This is a genomic window from Micromonospora halotolerans (assembly GCF_032108445.1).
GTDB lineage: Bacteria > Actinomycetota > Actinomycetes > Mycobacteriales > Micromonosporaceae > Micromonospora > Micromonospora halotolerans.
Window position 1 is genome coordinate 4017214 of the sequence record NZ_CP134876.1, and the last position, 22284, is coordinate 4039497.

Consider the following 22284-nt stretch of genomic DNA (forward strand, 5'->3'; position numbering starts at 1 on the left):
CGGCAAGGTTACAAGCGTGTTGCAAGAAATGTCAACGCATGGACATACGTCGTTGCGTCAGGCGCTACACGCGCGCCGGGGCCGGACGGTTCGACGGACCGGCCGAGAAATTCGCCACCGGAGGTGATCCGCCCGCGCCGTCCGTCCGTACTGGAGAGGGGAGCAGGGTCGGCCGGTGGGGCGCCGCCGCGAGACGATCGAGGAGCAGATGGCCCGGGCACAGCAGAACGAGAAGGCGACGACCGTCCGGACCGCCACCACCAGCCGTGGTGCCCGGACGATGTCGAGATCCGCGATGGTGGCGCTCACCGCGTCCGCGCTCGCCGTCGCGTGGGCCGGCCTCGAACTGGCCGGCGCCGGCGGCGTCATGTACTCGTACGGATTCTTCTTCACCGAGTTCTTCGCCGGGGTGGTCGCCCTGGTCTCGCTCAGCCTCACCGTGATGCTGGGGCTGCTCGCCACCGACCGCCTGGTGCTGCTCATCCGGCACCGGGTGCTGCTCCAGTCGGCGCACCGGGCCACCGGCATCCTCGGTGTGGCCGGGCTGGTCTGCCACGTGATCACCAAGGTCGCGATCGGCCGGGCCGGGCCCACCGACGCGCTGGTGCCGTTCGTCGCCGGCCGGGGTCTCTACGTCGGGCTGGGCACCGTGGCCGCGCTCATGATGGTCGGGGTGCTCTGGACCGGCATCGTCCGGGTCCGGTTCGCCGGTGTCGGCCCCAAGTGGATGTGGCGGTCGCTGCACTCCATGGCGTACGTGTCCTGGCCGTTCGCGCTGCTGCACGGCCTCAACGCCGGCCGGGCGGCGAAGACCTGGGTGGTGCTGAGCTACCTGGGCTGCGTGCTGCTCGTGGTGATGGCGCTGCTGGTCCGCCTCTCCGTCCACCTCGGCAAGCGCAGCCGGGAGCAGCACCAGGCCGCCGCGCTGAACCAGGCCATGGCCGGCAAGGGGGAGGAGCGCACCGGCCTGCTCGCCGGGCTGACCCGGCGCCGGGGCGCCGGCAAGGAGGAGAGCCGGTCCAGCCGGGGCCGCGAGGGCGGCTGGGCCGAGGCCACCGCCACCTGGACCGCGCCGGCCGGCACCGCCCGCCGCCGCGACCCCGAGCGGTTCGCCGTACCCGTGGTGCCGGAGCCCGGGACGCTGCGCGAGCCCGTCCGCGCGGGGGCCAGCCGGCGGCGCGCCGAGGCGCCCGTCTCCCCGGCCCGCCGCCGCGACGCGGAGCCCGCGCCGGCCGCCCGGCGCCGCGAGGAGGGCGAGCCGGTGGTCCGGCGGGAGGAGCGCGAGCCGGTGGTCCGCCGCGAGGAGCGCGAGCCGGTGGTCCGGCGCCGCGACGACGAGCGGACCGGGCGCCGCTACCGGGACGAGGAGGAGCGGACCGCCCGCCGGTCCCGCGTCGACGCCGACGCCCGCTACTCGGCCCCGCCGGAGACCGGCGGCCGCCACTCGGCCCCGCCGGACACCGGCAGCCGCTACTCCACCCCACCCGACGCCGCCCGCTACTCGGCTCCGCCCCGCCGCGCCGACGAGCCGGAGGAGCCGTGGGACAGCCCGCGCCGCTGGGGGGGTCAGCCGGTCTCCGGCGAGCCGATCTCGGCCGGCCCGATCTCGGGCAGCCCGATCTCGTCGGCGCCGCGCAGCGGCAGCGGCCGGCACAGCGTCGAGGAGGACCTGCCGGAGGAGCCGGACTACTGGCGCCCGCCGGCCCGCTACGCCCCCGACGACGCCTTCGTCGACGACACACCGACCCTGGTCGACCTCGCCTCCCGGCGGGCCCGGAAGGCGTCCGGCGAGAGCCGGTCGAGCCGGCGCAAGCGGGCCAACGCCGACGCGGTGGACGGCGCGTACTGGGCCGGGCTGCGGGGTGAGGCCAAGTGATGCGCACGACCGTGCCGCCGGTGGCCTGCGTCGGCGAGCCCCGGCTCACCGCCGGCTTCGCCGAGTTCGGCCGGCTCGACCTGCTCGCCCACGAGGAGGTGCACGGCCCGATCGGGCCCGTGGAGCCGGCCGCCCTGCTCCGGCTGGCCGAGGCCATCGACCTCAAGGGCAAGGGCGGGGCCGGCTTCCCGTTCGCCCGCAAGCTGCGCGCGGTGCTGGAGTCCTGCGAGCGGCAGGACCTCGCCGCCGTGGTGGTGGTCAACGCCAGCGAGGGGGAGCCGGCGAGCTGGAAGGACAAGGTGCTGCTCACCCGGGCCCCGCACCTCATCCTGGACGGCGCCGCGCTGGCCGCGTACGCGCTGGACGCCGAGGAGATCGTGATCGGGGTGGCCGACGACGACGTGGGCCGGCCCTCGCTCACCGAGGCGTTGCAGGAGCGGCGGATGCCGGTGCCGACCACCATCGTCACCGTGCCGCACCGGTTCATCTCCGGCGAGGGCGGCGCCCTGGTCAACGGGATCAACGGGCTGCCGCACATCCCGCCGGGCACCAAGAAGCGGTCCAGCGACTCGGGGGTGAACGGCCTGCCCACGCTGCTCTCCAACGCCGAGACGTACGCCCAGCTCGCGGTCGCCGCCCGGATCGGCCCGTACGAGTACGCGGCGCTCGGCACCGACGACGAGCCGGGCACCGTGCTGCTCACCGTCACCGGGGCGGCGAAGCGGCCGGCCGTGGTGGAGTGCGCGGCCGGCACGCCGCTGCGGGAGATCCTGGAGCTCTGCGAGGTGCCCGACGGGCCGGGCATCCTCATGGGCGGCTACCACGGCAAGTGGATCACCCCGGAGGCGGCGGACCGGGCGGAGGTCTCCCGCAAGGGGCTCGCCGCGGTCGGCGGCACCCTGGGCGCCGGCATCATCGTGCCGCTGGCCCGGGACACCTGCCCGCTCGGCGAGGCCGCCCAGGTGGTCCGCTACCTGGCCGGCGAGTCCGCCGGGCAGTGCGGCCCGTGCAAGATGGGCCTGCCCGACCTGGCCCGCGCCGTCGACCTGGCCGTCTCCGGCAGCGCGCCGATCGAGGTGGTCCGCGCGGCGGCCGGAGACGTGAAGGGGCGCGGCGCGTGCAGCCACCCCGACGGCACCGCCCGGTTCGCGCTCTCCGCCATGGAGGTGTTCGCCGAGGACCTGCGGCTGCACGCCACCGGCGAGGGCTGCGGCAAGCGGGTCAAGGGCGTCATGGGCCTGCCCGGCGCGCCCGACGCCAACCCCCGGAAGCTCACCCTCGACTGGTCCCGCTGCGACGGGCACGGCCTCTGCGCCCACGTGGTGCCGGACTTCATCCGGCTCGACGGCAACGGTTACCCCGCCTTCCCCGCCACCCCGGTGCCGACCTGGCTGCGGGAGGGCGCGCTCAAGGCCGTCAAGGTCTGTCCCGAACTCGCGCTCCGGCTGGTCAAGGCCGAGTAGCCCAACCCGGAGGAGACGCGGATGCGCCCACGTACCGCCCGTCGACTGGTCACCGCCGCCGCGCTGGCCGCCGCCCTGCCCGGCGCCGCGTCCTGCGCGGTCGGGCCGGAACGGGCCACCCCGGTCGGCGCGGTGGCTCCCGCACCGGCCGCGTCCGCGTCGCCGGCCGCCCCGGTGGTGCCGGCCCGGGTGCCGGAGACGCTGTCGTTCACCGCGAAGACCCTCGACGGTACGGCGTTCTCCGCCGCCGCCCTGGCCGGGAAGCCGGTGGTGCTCTGGTTCTGGGCGCCCTGGTGCGCCACCTGCGCCAGCCAGGCGTGGACGGTCGCCGAGATCGCCCCGAAGTACCGGGACACCGTGCCCATCGTCGGCGTCGCCGGGCTGGGCGAGCAGAAGGCCATGAAGGAGTTCGTCAGCGAGTTCGAGCTGGCCGGCACCCCCCAGCTCGACGACCGGTCCGGCGCGCTGTGGCGCCGGTTCGAGGTGGTCGAGCAGAGCACCTTCGTGGTCGTGGACCGCGACGGCCGGGTCGTCCACCAGGGCTTCCTCGACGGCGAGTCACTCACCCGGCAGGTCGACGCGCTGGCCCGGGGATGACCGGGGGACTGCTGCTCGCGCTGACCGCGGGCATGCTCGCCGCGGTCAACCCGTGCGGCTTCGCCATGCTGCCCGCGTACCTGTCGCTGCTGGTCGCCGGCCCCGCCGACGGTCGCGGCGCGGTCGGCCGCGCGCTCACCGCCACGGCCGGGCTGACCCTCGGGTACGCGCTGGTCTTCGGCGCCTTCGGACTGGCCGTCGCGCCCCTCGCAGACTGGCTGCGCCCCCGGCTGCCCTGGCTGACCGTGACCCTCGGCGTGCTGCTGGCGCTGGCCGGCTGCTGGCTGCTCGCCGGCCGGCGGCTGCCCGCCCCGCGCCCGTTCGCCCGGGCGCCCCGGCTCACCCGCACCTGGCCGGCCATGGTCCTGTTCGGGGCGGCGTACGCGCTGACCTCGCTGACCTGCTCCATCGCGCCGTTCCTGGCGATCGTGGTGACCAGCCTGCGGGCCGGCTCGCCGCTGCGCGGGCTGGCGCTCTTCGGCGCGTACGCGATCGGGATGGGCCTGGTGGTCGGGGTGGCCGCGCTCGGCGTGGCGCTGCTGCGCGGCCGGCTGGTGGCCGGGCTGCGCGGCGCGGGCGCGTGGGTGCCCCGCCTCAGCGGCCTGGTGCTCCTGGTCGCCGGCGGCTACGTCGCCTGGTACGGCTGGTACGAGGTGCGCCTCGCCCAGGGCCGCCACGACGCCTTCGGCGACCCGGTCGTGCTGGCCGCCGCCCGCCTGCAGCAGGCCCTGGTCCGCGCGGTGGACACGGCCGGCCCGGCCCTGCTCGCGGCCGTGCTGGTGCTGCTGCTGGCGGCCGGCCTGCGGTGGCGACGACGGCGGGGCCCGGACGAGCCGGCCCCCGCCGCGCGTCAGGCCGTCAGCGGACCGGGGTGAGCAGGTCCGTGCCGAGCTTGTCGCGGAGCACCTCGGGCACCACGACCGAGCCGTCGGGCTGCTGGAACTGCTCCAGGATGGCCGGGAAGAGCCGGCTGGTGGCCAGCGCCGACCCGTTGAGGGTGTGCACGAAGCGGGTCTGCTTGCCGCCCGGCTCCCGGTAGCGGATGGCGGCCCGGCGGGCCTGGTAGTCGCCGCCCCAGGAGACCGACGACACCTCCTTGTACTTGCCGGTGCTCGGCATCCAGACCTCGACGTCGAGGGTCTTCTTCATGGCGGCGCTGGAGTCGCCGGCCGCGAGCAGGCTGGTCTGGAAGTGCAGGCCCAGCTTCTCGACCAGACCCTCCACGTGGCCGACCATGGCCTCCAGCGCGGTGCCCGCCTGCTCCGGCAGGGTGAACTGGAAGATCTCCACCTTGTTGAACTGGTGGCCGCGCACCGTGCCGCGCTCGTCGGAGTGCGAGCCGGCCGCCTCGCGCCGGTAGCACGGGGTGTAGGCGAACGCCTTCAGCGGCAGCTTCGCGGTCTCCAGGATCTCGTCCTGGAACGCGCCGAGGATCGCCGTCTCCGCCGTGGGCAGCAGGAACTGGCCGCGCGGGGCGGACTGCTTGTCCAGGTGGTAGACGTCGTCGTAGAACTTCGGGAACTGCCCGGCCGCGAAGCCGGCGCTGTCCAGCAGCAGGTGCGGCGGGAGCAGGAACTCGTAGCCGGCCTGGATGTTCTGCTCGATCAGCCAGTTGACCAGCGCCCACTCCAGCCGGGCGCCGAGGCCCGTGTACATCCAGAAACCGGAGCCGCCGAGCTTCACCCCGCGCTCGTGGTCGACCAGACCGAGCGCCCGGCTCAGCTCCACGTGGTCCCGGACCTTCTCGACGGCCGGCGGCTCGCCGAAGGTGCGGACCACCCGGTTGGCCTCCTTGCCACCGGCGACCACGTCGTCGGCGGGCAGGTTGGGCAGCTCGCTCATGGTGGTGCGCAGCCGGGACTGCACCTCGTCCAGCTGGGACTCCAGCTCGGCGAGCTGCTTGCGCTCGGCCTCCGGCGCGACCGGCTCCGGCGTGACGCCGGTCCGCTTCGCCTCCGCGTACGCCCGCGCCTCGGCCTTGCGCCGCTGCCGCTCGGCGTCGATCTCCGTGATGAGGGCACGGCGTTCCTGGTCGAGCCGCTGGATGTCGTCCAGCGCCCGGTTGGCCTCGGCGGGATCCAGACGCTTCGCCAGCGCGGTCGCCACCGCCTCGCGATCCTTCCGGATCAACTCCATGTCGAGCATGCTGCTCGTACGCCTCCGTCCAGGCAGTCAGGTAGGACCCCCAGATGCTACCGTCGCGGCCCGTCGCGCCCGGGCCGGGCGGCGGATGCCCGTCCCGACGGGTCTCCCTACGTGTCGACGGGCGGAGCCGGGCGGCCGGTGAGGAACGCCGCGGTGTGCGCGAAGATCAGCTCGGCGTCGTAGTCCAGGGTCGCCACGTGCCCACTCCGGGCGAGCGGCACCTCCACCAGATCCGCCGAGCCCACCCCGCGCCGGATCACCTCCACCGACCGCAGGCCGGCCGGCCCCGTCCGCCAGGGAACGGAACACCCGGATCGGCTGGGTGACCGCCGGAAGCCGCGGCCGCACGTCCGCCCAGAGCCGGGTCATCTGCTGCACCGCGGCGAGGGGGATCCGGCGGTAACCCGCGTACCGCGCCGACGGGTCCCGCACCTGCGGCCGCTCGTTGGCGATGCTGGGCACCACGTGCCTGAGCACCGGCAGCAGCGGCAGCAGGGGATTCTTCATCGTGATCGACGGATTGACCAGGACGACGTGACTGACGGCGGCATGCGTGGCCGCCAGCCGGAGCGCCAACGCCCCGCCCATGGAGAGACCGACGACGGCCACCGGGCCGGACCCGGCCACGTCGTCGACGGCGGCACGCGCGTCGTCGCACCAGTCCCGCCAGCTCACCGCCCGCAGATCCGACCACCGGGTGCCATGGCCCCGGAGCACCGGCACCGCCACCCGGCCCACGTGCGGCGCCAGCGCCCCGGCGAAGGGGCGCATGCTCGACGGGGAGCCGGCGAAACCGTGCAGCAGCACGGCCCCGCCGGCCACCGGCGCCGTCACGCCCACCCCGGTGCGAGCCCGGTCGTGGCGCCCGCCCGGGCCTGCACCTCGGCCACCTCGCGCAGGATCCGCCGCTCGCTGCCGTACGGGCCGCCCAGCATCGCGCCGACGGGCAGCCCGTCCACCACGCTGACCGGCACGCTGACCGCCGGCATCCCGGCGATGTTGTACATCGGCGTGAACGGCATGAACCGCGTCATGGCCTGGAAGTTCTCCTCCTCGTCGCGGGCCCGGCGGAACGCCCCGCGGGCCTGCGGTGGCCGGCCGAGCGTCGGCGTGACCAGCAGGTCCACCGTGCCGAAGACCATGTCCTCCAGCATCCGGGCCACCCCGCGGAACAGGGTCAGGCACTCGTGCAGGCGCGCGCCGCTCACCATCCGCCCCTGCTCCCGCAGCCAGCGGGTGAACGGGGTGAGGTTGTCCTCGTCGTCGACCTCGAAGGAGGTGGCGACCACCGACCACACGTCCCGGAAGGCCGCGGCCACCGCCACGTCCTGGCCCAGGTCCACCCGGACCAGCTCGTGCCCCGACTCCTGCAGGCTCACGGCCAGCTTCTCCGCGGCGGCCGCGCACTCCTGCGCCACCACCAGCTCCGGAACCATCGGGTCGGTGGTCAACCCGATCCGGAGACGTCGCCCCGGGTCGGACCACGAGCGAGCGGCGGTCAGGTCCCCGGCCATGGCGCCGGCGACCACGTCCAGCAGGGCGGACGCGTCGAGCGCGTCCCGGGCCAGCACCCCCGGCACCGACAGGCCGGTGGGCGCGGGATCCGAGGGCCCGTTGCTCACGGCGCCGTTGCTGGGGCGCACCCCCACGAGCCCGCAGCAGGAGGCCGGGATGCGCACCGAGCCGCCCGCGTCGGTGCCGAGGGCCAGCGGCGCCAGACCAGCGCTGACCGCCGCGGCCGAACCGCCGCTGGAGCCACCGGGTGAGAAGCTGGACCGCCAGGGGTTCGCCGTGTCCCCGCCCACGAGATTCTCCGTGTAGCAGGGGAGGGCGAACTCGGGCAGGTGCGTCTTGCCCAGGATGGGCAGGTGCGCCCGGCGCAACCGGGCCACCACGTTGTCGTCGCCCACCGCCTCGTCGTCCCGCTCCGCCGAGCCCCACCCGGTGAGCACGTCCTCGACGTCGAGGTTGTCCTTCAGCGCGATCGGCACCCCGTGCAGGGCGCCGACGCCGCCCGGACCCACCGCGCGGAGCACCGCGTCCGCCTCCTCCGCCTGGCGGAGCGCGAGGTCCTCGGTGACCGTCACGAAGGCGCCCAGCTCGGGGTCCAGCCGCCGGATCCGGTCCAGGTGGTGCCCGGTCACCTCGACCGAGGTCACCGACCCGGCCCGGATCAGCCGGGCGCACTCGATCGCGGACAGCTCGTGCAGCGCGGTCACGAGACGACCTCCCCCGACCCGGCCTGGCGGCGACCGCGCCGGTTGGCGGACAGCCGCGCCATCAGCCGTCGTTGCCAGGACTCGTCGTGGGTGCCGGCCAGCCCGTCCTCGATGGCATCGAGAGAACGCTCCAGGTCCTCCGGCACCAGGCTGGCGAACGGCACCGCCGGCACCGGCACCAGGTAGCTCGACCACATCAGCGACGTGCGCGGCAGCGTCGGCCTCGTGTCCGGGATGACCAGCGGATCGAACCCGATGAGCCGGAGGTGGCGCAGGGCGCCGTTCTCGCGGCTGTCGCCCACGAGCAGCGGTCGTCCCATCGCCAGCACCGACCGGCCCAACGCGAGGATCAGGTGCCAGGGCACCCGGTCCCGCGTCTGGCCGGCGGGCACGTCCCCGGCCCGCACGAACCGCTTGATCTCGAACACCTGCCGCGTGGTGAGCCCTCGGTCGGCGAACGGTGCGAGCAGGTCCACGCCGTGCGCGGCCTCGACCGGGAAGCGGCTCCGCGCCGGGTCGTCCAGCCGTCGCGGCAGCACGTCCCGCGAGCCGAGCAGACCCACGTAGCCGAGGATCCGGCCGTCGGCGTCCAGGCACACCGTGTGAACGACCGTCGAGTCCGGCGGCTCCGCCAGCAACGCCGTCTCCCGCGCCGTCCGCGAACTCATCATCGACAGGTCGATGAACTCGGCCAGCCGGAACCCGAACACGGCCTGCAGGTGGCGCTCCTCCACGGCGTCGGAGCTGAACGCGACGGTGGTGAGCCCGTCGCCCAGCTGCTCGACCCGGCTGAGCGCGGCCGCGCCGACCGTCGTCGGAAGATCCGGATAGCGCAGGGAGCGGTGCAGGGCGACCAGCGCCCGCGCGTACGTGAGGTCCAGTGGCCCGTCCCGGTGCTGGTCGCCGGGAATCGCGGTGAGTTTAGAAGTCGTCATCGTCGTCGTCCCGGTAGAGGCAGTCGGTGATCGCCAATGCCAGCGCCTCGGGCGTGCCCTCGAAGATCCGGGTGCCGAACGAGTCGCGGAGGACCTTCTCCAGGCCGTAGGACCGCATGTAGCCGCGCGAGCCCATGAGCGCGACGGCCGTGCTCGCCGTCTCGATGGCCACCCGGTCGGCGAAGAGCTTCGCCATCGCCGGCTCCCGCTCGGGAGCGGGCAGCTGGGTGTCGACCTTGACGGCGGCACGCTGGTAGAGCAGCCGCGCGGCGTCCACGTTGACGGCCATGTCGGCCAGGCGGCGCGCGGTCATCTGGTGGTCGCGCAGCAGCTTGCCGCCCTGCACGCGCTCACCGGCCCAGTGCACCGCCATGTCGAGGGCGTGCCGGGCGATGCCCGTGGAGATCGCCGCGACGGAGGACCGGGCCATGTTCCCCTGCGCCACGTTGATGGCGGCGCCCTGGCACTCGCCGCCCACCACGTCGCGGGCGGGCACGTGAACGTCGTCGAACCAGAGCTCGCTGCCGAGGCAGTTGCGGTAGCCCATCTTGTCCAGCACGTCGCCGCGGCGTACCCCGGGCGCGTCGAGCGGCACGATGACGCAGGTCAGGCCGGTGGCGCCGGGGTGACCCTCAAGGTTGGCGTAGACGGCCGAGAAGGTCGCGACGGCGCCGTTGGTGATGAACCGCTTGTGACCGTTGAGCCGGTAGCCGTCGCCGTCGCGGCGCAGCGTCGTGCGCATCCGCGCGTCCGGGAAGTGCTGCGGGATGACCAGGTCGCTGCCCGCCTCCTCCTCGGCGACCGCGTTGCAGGCCAGGATCGCCCGGGGCCCGGCGAAGTCGGACAGGTAGCGCTGCTGCAGGTCGGGATCGCCGGTGAGCAGAACGGGGGTCTGACCGAGCATGGTGGCGCCGAACGCCAGGGCGATGCCCGGATCGGCGGCGGCCAGCTCCTCCATGGCCATGGCCAGGCCGAGCACCCCGACCCCCAGCCCGCCCAGCTCGCGGGGAAGCAGCGCGCGGGTCAGCCCGATGTCGTGCCCGGCCTGGATGACCTCCCAGTCGAACTCCTCGGCGGCCTGCTGGTCGAGCCGCACGGCGCGCGGCGCGAGAACGCCCTGGGCGAACTCGCGGACCTCGTCCACGAACCGCTGGACCGACCGGGGGATCTGGTCGAAGTTCAGGTCCGCCTCGGCGGCGGTCTCCGCCCGTACGGTGGTCGCCGTCACTTCGCGGCCCCGTCCACCAGGCCCTGCGCCGCGACGAGCTGCGGGTAGCGGTCGAAGGCGGGCTGCAGGATCGGCACCAGTTCGAGGACCTTGGCCACCTTGCCCTTGATGCGCACCTTGCCGAGGGCGACGGCCGCGGGCATCAGCAGGGTGCCCGACCACAGCCGGTGGGCCGTGTCGCAGCTCATCTTGATGGTCACGGAGGCGTCCTCCGGCGCGTCGTCGCCGAAACGGACCTGGTCCGGCGTGACGTGGATGACGCAGTCCGGCTTGGTGTGCACCAGGCGGAGGGTCAGGTCGGCGTCTCGCAGCCGCTCGGTGAACTCCTCGTCGGCGGCGAGAATCGTGAACAGCTCGCCGAAGACCGCGTAGGCGGTGGACGAGTCTGGGTAGACGGACATGGCGATTCCTCCCCTAGAAATCGATCAAAATCAATGCGTTAGCCCCGGAGGGGGGCGATGGACGGGCGCCCGGGCGGCTCAGCGGCGGCGACGGGCTCCGCGGGTCATGGCGAGCAGCAGGCCGGCGACCTCGACCGGTTGGCGGAGCCGATCCCACAGCCGCTCGCCGGACGGCATGGCGAGACGGTGGACGTCGACCGTCGCCGACGAGGGCACCGGTCGCCCGGTCACCAGGCGGACCGTGAGCGTCGCCGCCAGGATGCCGAACATGTCGGCCGCCTGCACCAGCTGCGGGAAGGTGAACTCCTCCCGGTGCAGCCCGCGCCGGATGAGGCCGACCAGATCCCGCGGCACCTTACGAGCGGGCACCAGGCGGGCGAGCAGCTCCCACAACGGCATCTCGTCGAGCTGCCGCCGGGTCACCGCGCCGCCGAAGAGCCGCTGCTCCCGTCGGTAGTCGTAGACCCGGACATGTTGAGTGCCCGACATGTCCCATCCGGTCATCAACGGCAGGCCGCGGTCCCGGGCCCGCTCGTGCAGCAGGCCCTTCGCCGCGAGCCCCGAACGGGTGGTGACGTCCACGCCGTCGATGACCACGTCGACGCCGGCGAGCAGCGCGTCCACCCTCTCCTCGGTGACGCCGTCCGTGGCCACCTCGGCCACCACGTGCGGATTGATCGCCCGGGCCCGGTCGGCCGCCACGGCGGCCTTGTTCCGGCCCAGGTCGTCGACCGTGGCGTTCTGCCGGTTGAGGTTCGTCAGCTCGTAACTGCCCGGGTCGGCCAGCACCAGGGAGCGGAAGCCGAGGCGTACCAGCGGCTCCACGGCGGCGCCACCGATCGACCCGCAGCCGGCCACGAGGATCCGGGCGGCGGAGATCCGGGCCTGGTCCTCCGCCGCCACGACACCTCGGTTGCGGTCGACGAAGATGCGCTGGAACTCGTCGGGCGGCAGGGCCCGCGCCGCCTGCGGCGAGCTGACGTCCTGGTCGATCAGTGCCCCGGTCATCGTGTCTCCCCGGTCAGCGCGGAGTCCATCGGCAGGTCGTGCGCCGCCGGCCGCGGCGTGAGCCGCGAGGGAACCCAGACGAGCACCAGCAGCGCGCCGACGAGCAACACTCCGATGCCCACCCCCAGGGTCACGTGCATCGCGCCCACGAAGGCGTCCCGTGCGCGGTCGGCCAGCGCCAGCGTCTCGGGGCCGGCCGCACCCGCCGGGGGCCGGCCGCCGAGGGCGAACAGCGTCGCCCCGAGGGAATCCCCGGCGCGCTCGCGTTGCCCGGGCGGGAGCGCGTCGAGCACCGTGGCGGCGCGGTCGCGGTAGGCCATCGACAGCACCGAGCCCATCACGGCGACACCGAGTGCGGCGCCCACCTGCCGAACCGTGTTGTTCACCGCGCCGCCGACCCCCGCCTTCTGGGTGGGCACGGCGGACATCGCCAGCGTGGTCGTGGCGCCCATGACGAAGCCCATGCCGAGGCCGGCCACCAGGAGGCTGGCCTCCAGTCGCCACAGCGGCGACGTGGCGGTGGCGAGGAGCAGGCCGGCGAACGACACCGCCAGCAGCACCAGGCCCCCGCTCACGGTGAGCCGGAAACCGTAGCGCCGCACCATCCCGGCGCTGGTGACGGCCGACAGCACGCTGCCCACCGCGACCGGCAGCAGGATCAGGCCCAGCTCCAGCGGAGTGTGGCCGAGAACCAGTTGCACGTAGAAGACCAGCAGGAACGTCCCGCCGGTGAGGGCGAAGAACGCGAGCGACACGGCGGTGGTGCCGCCCGCGAACGGCGCGCTGCGGAACAGGCTCACGTCGAGCACCGGGTGCGCGGTGCGCCGTTCCACCAGGATCAGCACGGCCGTCAGCACGAGGCCGAGCGCCACCATGCCGGCGGAGGCCGGTGCGAACCAGTCGTTGTCCTCGCCGGCCCGGATCACCCCGTAGACGATGGCCGCGATCGCGGCGGTGGACAGCAGCAGACCCGGCAGATCGAGGTGGAACCGGGCGGTGGACCGGGATTCCCGGGCCACGACGAACAGCAGGGCCAGACAGGCGGCCGCCACCGGCACGTTGATCAGGAAGACCGAGCCCCACCAGAAGCGCTCCAGCAGGGCGCCGCCGAGGATGGGGCCGAACGCCACGGACAGTCCGCCGAGGGCCGCCCAGATCCCCATGGCCTTGCCGTGCTCCTCCTCGGGCACCGCGTGTTTGATGATGGCCAGGGTGGCCGGCGGCACGACCGCGCCGCCGATGCCCATCACGGCACGCCACAGGATCAGGGCGTCCGGGCTGTCGGCGAAGGCCGAGAACGCCGAGGCGACGGCGAACACGGCAAGGCCGACGGCCAGGGTGCGCCGCCGCCCCCACCGGTCGGCGATCACGCCGGCGGTGAACATCAGCGAGGCATAGACCAGAATGTAGGAGTCGACCGCCCACTGGAGCTGGGAGTTGTCGGCCCGCAGGTCCCGTTGGATGGCCTGCAGCGCCACGTTGAGGATGGTGTTGTCCATCATCACCATGAGGAAGCAGGCGCCGACGACCACGAGCAGCAGGCCCTGACGTTCCGATCTCGTCGTCATTGTGATGTGTTCCTTGTCTAGTCGTTGCTGTAGGCGGGGCGCCGGTCGACGCGCGACAGATCGGTCCCGGACTTGAAGATCCGCCGGTGCACGTGCGAGCGCGGCATCCGATCCGCGGTCGACCGGCGGAGGTCGGGCACGGCGAAGGAGCGGCGCAGCCACCGGTCCTGGCCGTCGTGCCGGGCGGCGAAGCCGGTGCGGCCGTGCACCGCCTTGTCGTTGTCGACGATGAGCAGGTCCCCGGCCTCGAGGACGTGACCGACCAGGTTGGTCAGCATCGCCCGGCGCAGGCTGGCCAGGGCCCGCCGGCCCTCCGGGTCCTCGGTGGTCATCGCGTGGAAGTCGACGCACAGCTCCGGATCGAAGGGCGACCCGCTGAGCACCGGGACCGGCCCGGCGTAGACGTCTTCCCGATCGCCCACGAACGAGCTGGCCAGCCGGATCCGGTAGATCGGCTGGGTGAGCACCTCCCGGGTCCCGCCGTCCAATCCCGCCAGCGCGCGGCGGATGCCGCTGGCCAGCGTGAGCGCCACCCGCTCGTGGTCCGGCCGGAGGGCGAGCAGGCCGATGAACCGCGGCCGTTGCGGGTGGAACCCGTCCTCGGTGTGCAGCTCCAGGAAGCAGCTGCCGGTGTTCTCCTGCCGCTTCTCGGCGCCGAGCACGGGCGCGACGTCCTGGATGATCCGGCCCGCCTTCTCGTCGGCGTACGAGATCACGTCGCCGAGGATGTTCATGACCGCCAGCTGGGTCATCGTGGCGACCTCGAGCCGCTGCCAGTCGCCGTCGTAGTTGCCCTGCTCGGGCGTGGGCGGCAGCACGTCGTCGATCGGCACGTTGCGCAGCAGCAGCGTCCCGTCCGGGTTGCTGCGGTAGCGGAACTGGGTGAGGGCGCGCACCAGCGTCTCCGGTCCCTCGCGCAGCATCCGCAACTTGCAGTCGACCATCAGGTCGTCGTCGTCCAGGTGCAGACCCGAGGGTCGGCTCGCATGCCGGGCGGCGATCCCCCGCGCCACCGTCCGCAGGCACTCGCGGTCGTCGTCGGTCAGCACGAAAGCCGCGCGCCCCGCCCGCCTGACGGGCCACGAGCGGCCCTCGTCGTCCGTCACCATGGCGACCTTGTCCATCGACACAGGTCCTCCCCCGTCTCAGTCAACTGATCACGCTCAGGATCCTGATCGCGAATCACACTACATCAATTGCTCGGGACGGACGGGGAAAAGCAATGTCAGGTCGTCGACATCTCGGCGGTGAATGATTGAACGAAGCGCACATATGCGGTGGAGCAACGCGGCTGGCGATATTGCGAGCTCGTTTCCAGCCGCTGGGACGACTGACGAGTCAAATTTCCCGGCCGGTGTCATCCCCGGGCCGCCGCCCGGCCGAGGGTCGGAAGAAGGGGCAGGATCGGCAGGTCGGTGGGCTGCGGCGAACGCCGGCGGGCGGCGCGGCGAGGGGAGCCGGCCGCTATTCCGCGCCGTCGAATCAGTCAACGATGTTGCGTAAATGTGACAGGACGCCGCTGTCGGCGCGGAGCCCTTTCGCGACCATCGCCGGCTAACGGACAAACTTATGAATCTGCTGCTTTCGCGACTTCCGGACCGGGTCGAGTGACGCGCCTAACATTTCCGCCGCAGGGTCCCGGACCGCCGGAAGTCACTCGCCGGACGTCGGCCTCGCCGACTTCTCGGGGTCGTCGAGCACCCGGCGCGCCCGCTCCAGCAGATGCCGCAGGGCGGCCAGCTCGTCCGCGCTGAACTCCTCCTCGTAGCGGGCGTCGACCTCCCGGGCGGCGAGGTCGGCGCGGGCCAGCAGGGCGGCGCCCCGACGGGTCAGGGTCAGCGCCAGGACCCGGGGGTGGATCGCCGCGGGAGTCCGCTGGGCCAGCCCGCGCTTCTCGAGGGCGGCGGTCACCACGCTCATCGACTGGGGCGTGACCCGGCACAGGCGCGCGAGTTGCGCGCTCGACGACCCGGGATTGCAGCGCAGCATCAGCATCGCGGTGTACTGGGTGACGGTGAGGTCGAACGGCGCCAGGCAGTCCGCCTTCCGGACGACCATCACCGACGCCGCGTGCTGGAGCAGGGTGCTGACCCGCCCGTTGATCTCCTGCTGCCGCGCCACGTCGGCCCTGCTCGTCGTGCCCACTGACGGTTCCTCCCGCGCCTGTCCGTCCCGGTCGGTACCCGCGGACGGCCGACCTCAGGGCCACTGTCGCACGGCGCGGGAGTACCCGACACTCGACACAGACACCCTGAGCAGCGGATCGGCCCGGGTCTCGCGCCCGGCGGCCGCCGGGCGCCGCCCGGGCGCGGCGATCAGCGGCCGCCGGCCGGGCGCGGCGATCAGCGCCTCAGAGGCGGACCGGCATGAGGATGGAGAACGCGTCGCCGTCGTCGGGGCGGCGCACGGCCAGCGGGGCGATCGGGCCGTCCAGCTCCAGCACGAGCTGGCCCCGGCCACCGGCGTCCAGGGCGTCGAGCAGGTACTCCCGGTTCACCGCCACCCGCAGGCCGTCCGGGGTGTCGGGTCCCACCACGCGCAGCCCGTCCCGGTCGTCCAGGCCGAGCACGACCACCTCGTGGTCGACCCCCGCGTACTCCCGGAGCAGCACCGGGACGCCCTCGGCGGTGAGCGCCCGCCGCAGCGCCGCCACGTCGACCGGGATCCGGTGGGTGGGCGGGTCGCCGACCTGCCCGTGCAGGAGCCGGCGGTAGTCCGGGAAGTCGTAGGGGAGCGCGGCGGCGGTCACCGGCCGGCCGGCCACCGAGACCTCGACCCGGTCCGGGGCCACCAGGAGGTACGCCTCCGGGGTGCTCCCCGCGCCGGTGTCGAGCAGGGCGCGCAGCGCGTCGACCGCGTCCACCGGCAGCAGCGCGCGCACGGGCGGGCCGTCGACCGTCCCGCCCGCTCGGGCCACGGCGAGCCGGTGCCGGTCGGTGGCGACGAGCCGGACGCCGTCCGGCTCGACCTCCAGCAGCACGCCGGAGAGCACCGGCAGTTCCGGGTCGGCGCCGACGGCGAACCGGACGGCGTCCACGGCGGCGGCCAGGTCGGCGCGGGACAGGGCGACTCGGGTGGTGGTCATGAGGTTCTCCTCCGGATCGATCAGGGTGCGGATCCGGGAGAGCTCACGGCGGGCGTCGGCGAGGCCGTCCTCCAGCCGGCGCAGGTGCGCGTCCAGCAGCCGGTGCACCAGGGCCGGCCGGTGCCGGTGCCGCAGGGCCTCGGCGATCCCGGCCAGCGGCATGCCGACCCGGCGCAGCCCGGCGACGAGGCGGGCCGGTGCCACCTGGTCGTCGGTGTACCAGCGGTAGCCGGTGACCGGGTCGACCAGCGCCGGCACGAGCACGCCGGACCGGTCGTAGAACCGCAGCGCGCTCACGGTCAGCCCGCTGGCCCGGGCCAGCTCGCCGATGCTGCGCAGTTCGCTCTCCACGACGCCGGATCCTGGGCCCTCGACCCGGTCGAGGGTCAAGCGTCCAGCACCCGGAACGTGATGCCGGCCCGGACCAGCCGGTCCAGCAGGGCGTCGCCCATGGCGGTCACCGGGGTCACCTGCCCGGCGGTCGGGGGCAGGTCGTCGAGGGCCAGGCAGAGCGCGGACTCGGCGAGCATCTTGGCGGTCTCGTCGTAGCCGGGGTCGCCGCCGGCCACCTCGGTGCGGACGGTCCGGCCGCCGCCGGTGCCGACGAACCGGACCCGGAACCAGGACTTCGCCCGCTGGGCGGCGTTCGGCCCCTGGCCGGAGGAGAGCCGGCCGAGCAGCCAGCGCCGGGTCGGCGGCAGCTTCACCAGCCCGACCACGCCGGCCAGGCCCACGCCGGCGGCCAGCACGGTGGGCAGCCGCTTCACCGCGGCGAAGTGGCGGTAGGTGAAGTCCGGGCCGTACTCGGGGCGGGCCGCCGCCGACCGGCGGACCACCTGCGGGTCGATGGTGGGCAGCGGCACCGCCCACTGGCCGAACTCCCGCACCCGGCCGACCCGCCCGGGCACCGCCCGGACCCGGCGGCCCTCCGGCCGTGGCTCGACCGCCCGGCGGGCCTTCGCCGCCCGGCTCATCTCGCCGGTGCGGGAGAACGCGGTCAGCGCCGAGTGGTACGTGCCGGCGGAGAACCGCCCGCCGGCCCGGACGTAACCGTCCACGGTGACCGGCCCGTCGGTCGGCAGCTGCTTGACGGTGAACCAGGCGCCCAGGTCGTGCGGGATCGAGTCGAAGCCGCAGGCGTGCACCAGCCGCGCACCGGTGCGCACCGCCTCGGCGTGGTGCCGCACGTACATGAGGTCGACGAACTCCGGCTCGCCGGTGATGTCGAGGTAGTCGGTGCCCGCCGCGGCGCACGCCGCGACCAGCGGCTCGCCGTGGTGGACGTACGGGCCGACGGTGCTGGCCACCACCCGCGCGCTCTCCGCCACGGCACGCAGCGACGCCGGGTCGGTGACGTCGGCGGTGAGCAGCGGCAGCTCGGCCAGGCCCGGCTCGATGGCGGCCAGCCGGTCGCGCACTCCGGCCAGCTTGCCCGGGTTGCGGCCGGCCAGCGCCCAGCGCAGCCCGTCCGGGGCGTGCCGGGCGAGGTACTCGGCGGTGAGGCCGCCGGTGAAACCGGTGGCGCCGAAGAGGACGAGATCGTACGAGCGGTCGTCGCGCATCCGCCGAGTGTGCCACCCGCGGCCGTCCGGATCACGGGGTGCGGCGCCCGCCCTCAGCCCGCGGCCGGCCGTTCCAGGGGGGAGCGGTCCGCCCGCAGCACCTCCCCGGTCTCCACGAGCTGCTGCGTCTCCCGCAGCGCCTGACGCAGGAACCGGCCGGGGTCGTCGCCGACCAGGTGGGCGGCCAGCCCGGGAAGCATCGTCGGCCCACCGGGCAGGCGGGCCGCCAGTTCGGTGCCGCGCCCGCCGGGGGCGGGGCGCGCGGACAGCTCGACCGCGTCGCCGAGCCGGTGCAGCGGTTCCGGGGGGCACCCGGGTGGCAGCACCTCCTCGGGCCGGCCGGCCACCGTCACCACCTCCCAGCGCCCGCACCGCGGCCCGGGCACGGCCGTGGGCGCCCGGCGTCGGTGCCGGTGCACGAGGGCGCCCGCGACCGCGGCGGCCAGCCCGCCGCCGGCCAGGCGTCCCATCCGTGCCACCCGTCCCTCCCGTCCTCGGGGATCCCGGGCGGCCGACGTGCTGTGGCCGGCCGCCCGCGTGCCTCCACCCTGCGGCCGGATCGGGTGACACCGGTTCGCCCGGAAGGGGTGAACCGGTCCGGGCCGGGTAACCGCTGCCCGCACCGACCGGGGGAGGGGCCGCATGCCGCAGGAGGCTGACCGCGTCGAGGTCGCCGCGACACCGACCGACGGGGCCGGGGCGACGGACGTCGCCGACCCGCCGTTCGCGCCGGGCGGGAGCGCCGGGGCGGTGGGGGTCGGCGGAGTGCCGGGCGGAGGCGGGTCGGCCGGCGGCCTCGGGGTGGTGGGCGCGCCGCTGCTGGCGTCCCGGCTGGCACCGGCCGCGCTGCCCGAGCCGGTGCTGGTCCGGCCCCGGCTGCTGGATCGGCTCGATGCGGGCGCCGCCGGGCCGGTCACCCTGGTCCTCGCGCCGGCCGGCTGGGGCAAGACCACGCTGCTCGCCGGCTGGGCCCGGGCCGTGCGGGCCGAGCCGCCGCCGGCCTGGGTGACGGTGGAGGAGGGCGACACCGGCGAGCGGCTCTGGGCCTACCTGGCGGCGGCGCTGCGGGCGGCCGCCGAGGGGGTTCCGGACGAGGGCCCCCGGCCGCCGGTGCCGGACGGCCCGCCCCGGCCGGACCAGCTCGAACTGCTCGCCGCGGCGCTCGCGGCCCGGGAGCGCCCGGTGCTGCTGGTCCTGGACGACCTGCACCGGGTGTCCGATCCCGCCGCGCTGACCGGGCTGGAGTTCCTGCTCCGGCACACCGAGGGACGGCTGCGGCTGGTGGCCGCCGCGCGGACCGACCCGCCGCTGGCCCTGCACCGGTGGCGGCTGGCCGGTGAGCTGACCGAGGTGGGGCCGGGGGAGCTGGCGTTCACCCCGGACGAGGTGGCCGACCTGCTGGTCGCGCACGGCGTGCCGCTGCCGGCCGCGGCGGTGCCCCGGCTGGCCGACCGGACCGGGGGCTGGCCGGCCGGCCTGCGCTTCGCCGCGCTTGCGCTGCGTGCCCAGGCCGACCCGGCCCGCGCGGTCGACGGGTTCGCGGGCGACCAGGCGGACGTCGCCGGGTACCTGCGCGACGAGGTGCTCGCGCCGCTGGACCCGGCCGCCCGGGAGGTGCTGCGCCGCAGCGCGGTGGCCGCCGCCGTCTGCGCCGACCTGGCCGACGCCGTGACCGGGCGGCCCGACGCCGGCCAGGTGCTGGCCGACCTGGCCCGGGAGGGCGGCTTCGTCCAGCAGGACGGGGGCATCCCACCCTGGTACCGGTGCCACCCGCTCCTGGCCGACCTGCTCCGCGACGAACTGGACCGGCTCCCCGCCGACGAGCTGCGCGAGCTGCACCGGCGCGCCGCCGGCTGGTACGCGGGCCACGACCGGCCGGCCGAGGCGCTGCGGCACGCGCTGGCCGGCGGCGAGTGGGACGCCGCCTCCGAGCTGCTGATCGCCCGCTGGCCCGAGCTGGCGCCGTACGAGCGGGACGGGCGCGCCGCACCGGCCCCGCCCGAGCCGCCGGTCGAGGCGGTGCGCCGCGATCCCGAGCTGGCGCTGGCCGGAGCGGCCGAACGGGCGTACGCCGGGGACGCCGGAGCGGCCGCGGAACGGCTGCGGACGGCCGGCGAGCACGCCCGCGATCTGCCCGCCCCGCGCCGGGACCGGTTCCGGCGCCTGGCCACCGCGGTGGAGCTGACCCTGGCCCGGCTCGACGGGAACCACGACGAGGTACGCCGGGCGGCGGGGCGCCTGCTCGCCACCGCCGCCCCGACCGCGCCCGGGGACGACCCGCGGGCCGGGGCGGCGGAGGACGCCGACGTGCGGGCGGTCGCCGGCACCGCGCTGGGGCTGATGGCGCTGGCCGAGGGGGAGCTGTCGGACGCCGCCGGGCACTTCTCCGGTGCGCTGGCGGCGGCGCGGCGCGCGGGCCGTCCGCGTACCGAGCTGGTCTGCGCGAGCCGGTCGGCGCTGCTGGACGCGGCGCACGGCGCGCTCCGGTCCGCCGAACGCACCGCCCGGGAGGCGCTGGCCATGGCGCCCTGCGAGGGGTGGTCCTCGCGGCTGGACTGCGGTTACGCGTACCTGGCGCTGGCCCTGGTGGCGTGGGACCGCGACGAGCCGGCGGAGGCCGCGGCGAACCTGGCCCTGGCCGGCCCGGCGACCGCGGAGCCGGGCGGGGCGGCGCTGGCCGCGCTCTGCCGGGCCGGGCTGCTGGCCGCCGGCGGTGAGCCGGCCGCGGCCCTGCGCGCGCTGGCCGCGGCCCGGGAGACGCCGCCCGGCCCCGAGCTGGGCGCCTGGCTGCTCGCCGACGAGGCCCAGCTGCGGGCCGCCGTGGGGGACCTGGAGACCGCGCGTGCCCTGCTCGCCGACGCGGGAGCGGGCCAGCCGGACACCCCGAGCCCGCCCGACCCGGCCGGCGCGGCCCCGGCGGGCGGGCCGGGGGCCGCCGGGGAGCCGGACGGTGCGCGCGGTGGCGGGCGGGCCGCCCTGGACGTGGCCCTGGCCCGGTTGCGGCTGGGGGCCGGCGACGCGCGCGCGGCCGGCCGGGCGCTACCCGACTGGACCGGCCCGGACGCGGACTCCTGGCCGCTGCCCGTGCGGCTCACCGCCGGGCTGCTCGACGCGGTGCTGACCGGCGCCGCCGGCGACGACCGCGGCGCCGGGCGGATCCTGGAGCGGGTGCTCGACCTGGCCGAGCCGGAGGGCTACCGGCGGGTCTTCACCCGCGCCGAGCCCGCGGTCCGCGACCTGCTCGCCGCGCACCTCGACGCCGGCACGGCGCACTGGGCGATGGTGAGCGACCTGGTCCGCGGGGCCGACGAGCGGCGGGCCGACGAGACGCCGGAGCGCCCGGCCGGCCCCGAGCGGCCCCTGGACGAGCCGCTCACCGAGCGGGAGCTGACGATCCTGCGCTACCTGCAGAGCATCCTGTCCAACGTGGAGATCGCGAGCGAGCTGTCGCTGTCGGTCAACACGGTGAAGACCCACGTGCGCAACATCTACCGCAAGCTCGACGCGACCCGCCGGCGGGAGGCCGTCCGGCGGGCGCGCGAGCTGCGGCTGATCTGACCGCGACCGGGTTCAGCCGTCCGCGGCCGCGTCCACGGCGGCCAGCAGCTCCGCCAGGTCGTACCCGCCGTCGTACCGCACCTCGTTGACGAAGAGCGTCGGGGTCCCGTCGACCCCGCTGCGGATGCCGCCCACGAAGTCCTGCCGGACCCGGTCGGCGTGGGCGTGGCGTCCCACCTCCGCGCCGACCTCGTCGGGCGGCAGCCCGAGCTGCTCCACCCCGAGCGACAGGTGCACCGGGTCGAGCTGGTCCTGATGCTCGTAGAGCCAGTCGTGCATCTCCCAGAACCGGCCCCGCCGGCCGGCCGCCTCGGCCGTCTCGGCGGCGCTCTCGGCGTACGGGTGGACGTTGGCGATGGGGAAGTGCCGGTAGACCAGCCGGACGGTGTCGGCGCGCTGGCGCAGCACCTCGGCCAGGTTGGTGTGGGCGGCCCCGCAGAACCGGCACTGGAAGTCGCCGTACTCGACGAGGGTGACCGGCGCGTCGGCCGGCCCGCGGGTGTGGTCCGTCCCGGTCACCGGTAGCCGCAGCCGGGCGGTGGTGACCTGCAGTGGCGTGGTCATCAGGCCCTCACCCGCCGATCCGGGGTGGCGTTCGGATCAGTCATGGTTCCCAGCCTCGCGCACGGCGGGGTGAGC

Annotated in this window: 19 protein-coding genes and 1 pseudogene; 5 read left to right on the forward strand and 15 right to left on the reverse strand. The window is 75.2% G+C overall.

From position 1 onward, the window contains the following. Positions 1-175: 175 nt before the first annotated feature. The 4 genes from RMN56_RS19145 to RMN56_RS19160 are packed head-to-tail and all read left to right on the forward strand — an operon-like array spanning position 176 to position 4811. Complete coding sequence (locus RMN56_RS19145) at positions 176-1876, forward strand: hypothetical protein (RefSeq protein ID WP_313718834.1); 1701 nt, start codon at positions 176-178, stop codon at positions 1874-1876. After that, positions 1873-3339: an NADH-ubiquinone oxidoreductase-F iron-sulfur binding region domain-containing protein gene (locus RMN56_RS19150; RefSeq protein WP_313718835.1), complete on the forward strand. Its 1467-nt coding sequence runs from the start codon at positions 1873-1875 to the stop codon at positions 3337-3339. The genes RMN56_RS19145 and RMN56_RS19150 overlap by 4 nt, the downstream gene beginning before the upstream one ends. Positions 3340-3360: 21 nt before the next feature. Next, positions 3361-3936: a redoxin domain-containing protein gene (locus RMN56_RS19155; protein WP_313718836.1), complete on the forward strand. Its 576-nt coding sequence runs from the start codon at positions 3361-3363 to the stop codon at positions 3934-3936. Beyond that, positions 3933-4811, forward strand: a complete 879-nt coding sequence (locus RMN56_RS19160; RefSeq protein WP_313718837.1) for a cytochrome c biogenesis CcdA family protein — start codon at positions 3933-3935, stop codon at positions 4809-4811. The genes RMN56_RS19155 and RMN56_RS19160 overlap by 4 nt, the downstream gene beginning before the upstream one ends. Here RMN56_RS19160 and serS read toward each other — a convergent pair. The 14 genes and pseudogenes from serS to RMN56_RS19225 form a co-directional block, all read right to left on the reverse strand. After that, complete coding sequence (gene serS, locus RMN56_RS19165; RefSeq protein ID WP_313718838.1) at positions 4795-6081, reverse strand: serine--tRNA ligase; 1287 nt, start codon at positions 6079-6081, stop codon at positions 4795-4797. The two genes, RMN56_RS19160 and serS, sit on opposite strands and share 17 nt — an antisense overlap. A gap of 107 nt (positions 6082-6188) precedes the next feature. Then, on the reverse strand, positions 6189-6347 hold the full coding sequence (locus RMN56_RS19170) for a hypothetical protein (RefSeq protein ID WP_313718839.1): 159 nt from the start codon (positions 6345-6347) through the stop codon (positions 6189-6191). A 34-nt stretch (positions 6348-6381) separates the two neighbouring features. Further along, a pseudogene (locus tag RMN56_RS32690) lies at positions 6382-6921 on the reverse strand (alpha/beta hydrolase); the annotation flags it as partial. Next, positions 6912-8300: an amidase gene (locus tag RMN56_RS19175; RefSeq protein WP_313718840.1), complete on the reverse strand. Its 1389-nt coding sequence runs from the start codon at positions 8298-8300 to the stop codon at positions 6912-6914. The pseudogene RMN56_RS32690 and the gene RMN56_RS19175, both read right to left, overlap by 10 nt. Next, positions 8297-9235 (reverse strand): hypothetical protein, encoded by a 939-nt coding sequence (locus tag RMN56_RS19180; RefSeq protein ID WP_313718841.1) that lies wholly within the window; start codon positions 9233-9235, stop codon positions 8297-8299. The genes RMN56_RS19175 and RMN56_RS19180 overlap by 4 nt, the downstream gene beginning before the upstream one ends. Then, positions 9222-10463, reverse strand: coding sequence for an acyl-CoA dehydrogenase family protein (locus tag RMN56_RS19185; RefSeq protein ID WP_313718842.1), 1242 nt, complete (start codon positions 10461-10463; stop codon positions 9222-9224). Before RMN56_RS19185 ends, RMN56_RS19180 begins: the two co-directional genes overlap by 14 nt. Further along, the gene (locus tag RMN56_RS19190; RefSeq protein ID WP_262282181.1) at positions 10460-10864 is read right to left on the reverse strand and encodes an SCP2 sterol-binding domain-containing protein; all 405 of its coding nucleotides are present in this window, start codon (positions 10862-10864) and stop codon (positions 10460-10462) included. The genes RMN56_RS19185 and RMN56_RS19190 overlap by 4 nt, the downstream gene beginning before the upstream one ends. Positions 10865-10942: 78 nt before the next feature. Further along, the gene (locus tag RMN56_RS19195; protein ID WP_313718843.1) at positions 10943-11872 is read right to left on the reverse strand and encodes a ThiF family adenylyltransferase; all 930 of its coding nucleotides are present in this window, start codon (positions 11870-11872) and stop codon (positions 10943-10945) included. Further along, a complete protein-coding gene (locus tag RMN56_RS19200) occupies positions 11869-13440 on the reverse strand; it encodes an MFS transporter (RefSeq protein ID WP_313718844.1) in 1572 nt (523 codons plus the stop codon). Before RMN56_RS19200 ends, RMN56_RS19195 begins: the two co-directional genes overlap by 4 nt. A 17-nt stretch (positions 13441-13457) precedes the next feature. After that, positions 13458-14564, reverse strand: a complete 1107-nt coding sequence (locus tag RMN56_RS19205; RefSeq protein WP_313724793.1) for a TauD/TfdA family dioxygenase — start codon at positions 14562-14564, stop codon at positions 13458-13460. A 529-nt stretch (positions 14565-15093) separates the two neighbouring features. Continuing rightward, positions 15094-15585 carry a MarR family winged helix-turn-helix transcriptional regulator gene (locus RMN56_RS19210; protein WP_313718845.1) on the reverse strand — a complete coding sequence of 164 codons (492 nt, stop codon included), beginning with the start codon at positions 15583-15585 and terminating at the stop codon, positions 15094-15096. 205 nt (positions 15586-15790) lie between these two features. Next, the gene (locus tag RMN56_RS19215; RefSeq protein WP_313724794.1) at positions 15791-16864 is read right to left on the reverse strand and encodes a DNA polymerase III subunit beta family protein; all 1074 of its coding nucleotides are present in this window, start codon (positions 16862-16864) and stop codon (positions 15791-15793) included. 47 nt (positions 16865-16911) lie between these two features. After that, complete coding sequence (locus RMN56_RS19220) at positions 16912-18087, reverse strand: saccharopine dehydrogenase family protein (protein WP_313718847.1); 1176 nt, start codon at positions 18085-18087, stop codon at positions 16912-16914. 53 nt (positions 18088-18140) lie between these two features. Continuing rightward, entirely contained in the window at positions 18141-18566 is a 426-nt protein-coding gene (locus tag RMN56_RS19225; RefSeq protein WP_376787203.1) for a hypothetical protein, read from the reverse strand. A gap of 163 nt (positions 18567-18729) precedes the next feature. Here RMN56_RS19225 and RMN56_RS19230 point away from each other — a divergent pair, with 163 nt between their 5' ends. After that, the gene (locus RMN56_RS19230) at positions 18730-21645 is read left to right on the forward strand and encodes a winged helix-turn-helix domain-containing protein (protein ID WP_313718848.1); all 2916 of its coding nucleotides are present in this window, start codon (positions 18730-18732) and stop codon (positions 21643-21645) included. A 12-nt stretch (positions 21646-21657) separates the two neighbouring features. On the opposite strand, the gene RMN56_RS19235 is transcribed toward RMN56_RS19230, so the two are convergent. After that, positions 21658-22209: a DsbA family protein gene (locus RMN56_RS19235; RefSeq protein WP_313718849.1), complete on the reverse strand. Its 552-nt coding sequence runs from the start codon at positions 22207-22209 to the stop codon at positions 21658-21660. Positions 22210-22284 lie beyond the last annotated feature (75 nt).

Excerpts from the sequence above, each read along its gene's own strand:
- RMN56_RS19155 (WP_313718836.1), top strand. The coding sequence starts at position 3,361 with ATGCGCCCACGTACCGCCCGTCGACTGGTCACCGCCGCCGCGCTGGCC.
- RMN56_RS19160 (WP_313718837.1), top strand. The coding sequence starts at position 3,933 with ATGACCGGGGGACTGCTGCTCGCGCTGACCGCGGGCATGCTCGCCGCG.
- serS (WP_313718838.1), bottom strand. The coding sequence starts at position 6,081 with ATGCTCGACATGGAGTTGATCCGGAAGGATCGCGAGGCGGTGGCGACC.
- RMN56_RS19180 (WP_313718841.1), bottom strand. The coding sequence starts at position 9,235 with ATGACGACTTCTAAACTCACCGCGATTCCCGGCGACCAGCACCGGGAC.
- RMN56_RS19190 (WP_262282181.1), bottom strand. The coding sequence starts at position 10,864 with ATGTCCGTCTACCCAGACTCGTCCACCGCCTACGCGGTCTTCGGCGAG.
- RMN56_RS19195 (WP_313718843.1), bottom strand. The coding sequence starts at position 11,872 with ATGACCGGGGCACTGATCGACCAGGACGTCAGCTCGCCGCAGGCGGCG.
- RMN56_RS19200 (WP_313718844.1), bottom strand. The coding sequence starts at position 13,440 with ATGACGACGAGATCGGAACGTCAGGGCCTGCTGCTCGTGGTCGTCGGC.
- RMN56_RS19205 (WP_313724793.1), bottom strand. The coding sequence starts at position 14,564 with ATGGACAAGGTCGCCATGGTGACGGACGACGAGGGCCGCTCGTGGCCC.
- RMN56_RS19220 (WP_313718847.1), bottom strand. The coding sequence starts at position 18,087 with ATGCGCGACGACCGCTCGTACGATCTCGTCCTCTTCGGCGCCACCGGT.
- RMN56_RS19230 (WP_313718848.1), top strand. The coding sequence starts at position 18,730 with ATGCCGCAGGAGGCTGACCGCGTCGAGGTCGCCGCGACACCGACCGAC.
- RMN56_RS19235 (WP_313718849.1), bottom strand. The coding sequence starts at position 22,209 with ATGACCACGCCACTGCAGGTCACCACCGCCCGGCTGCGGCTACCGGTG.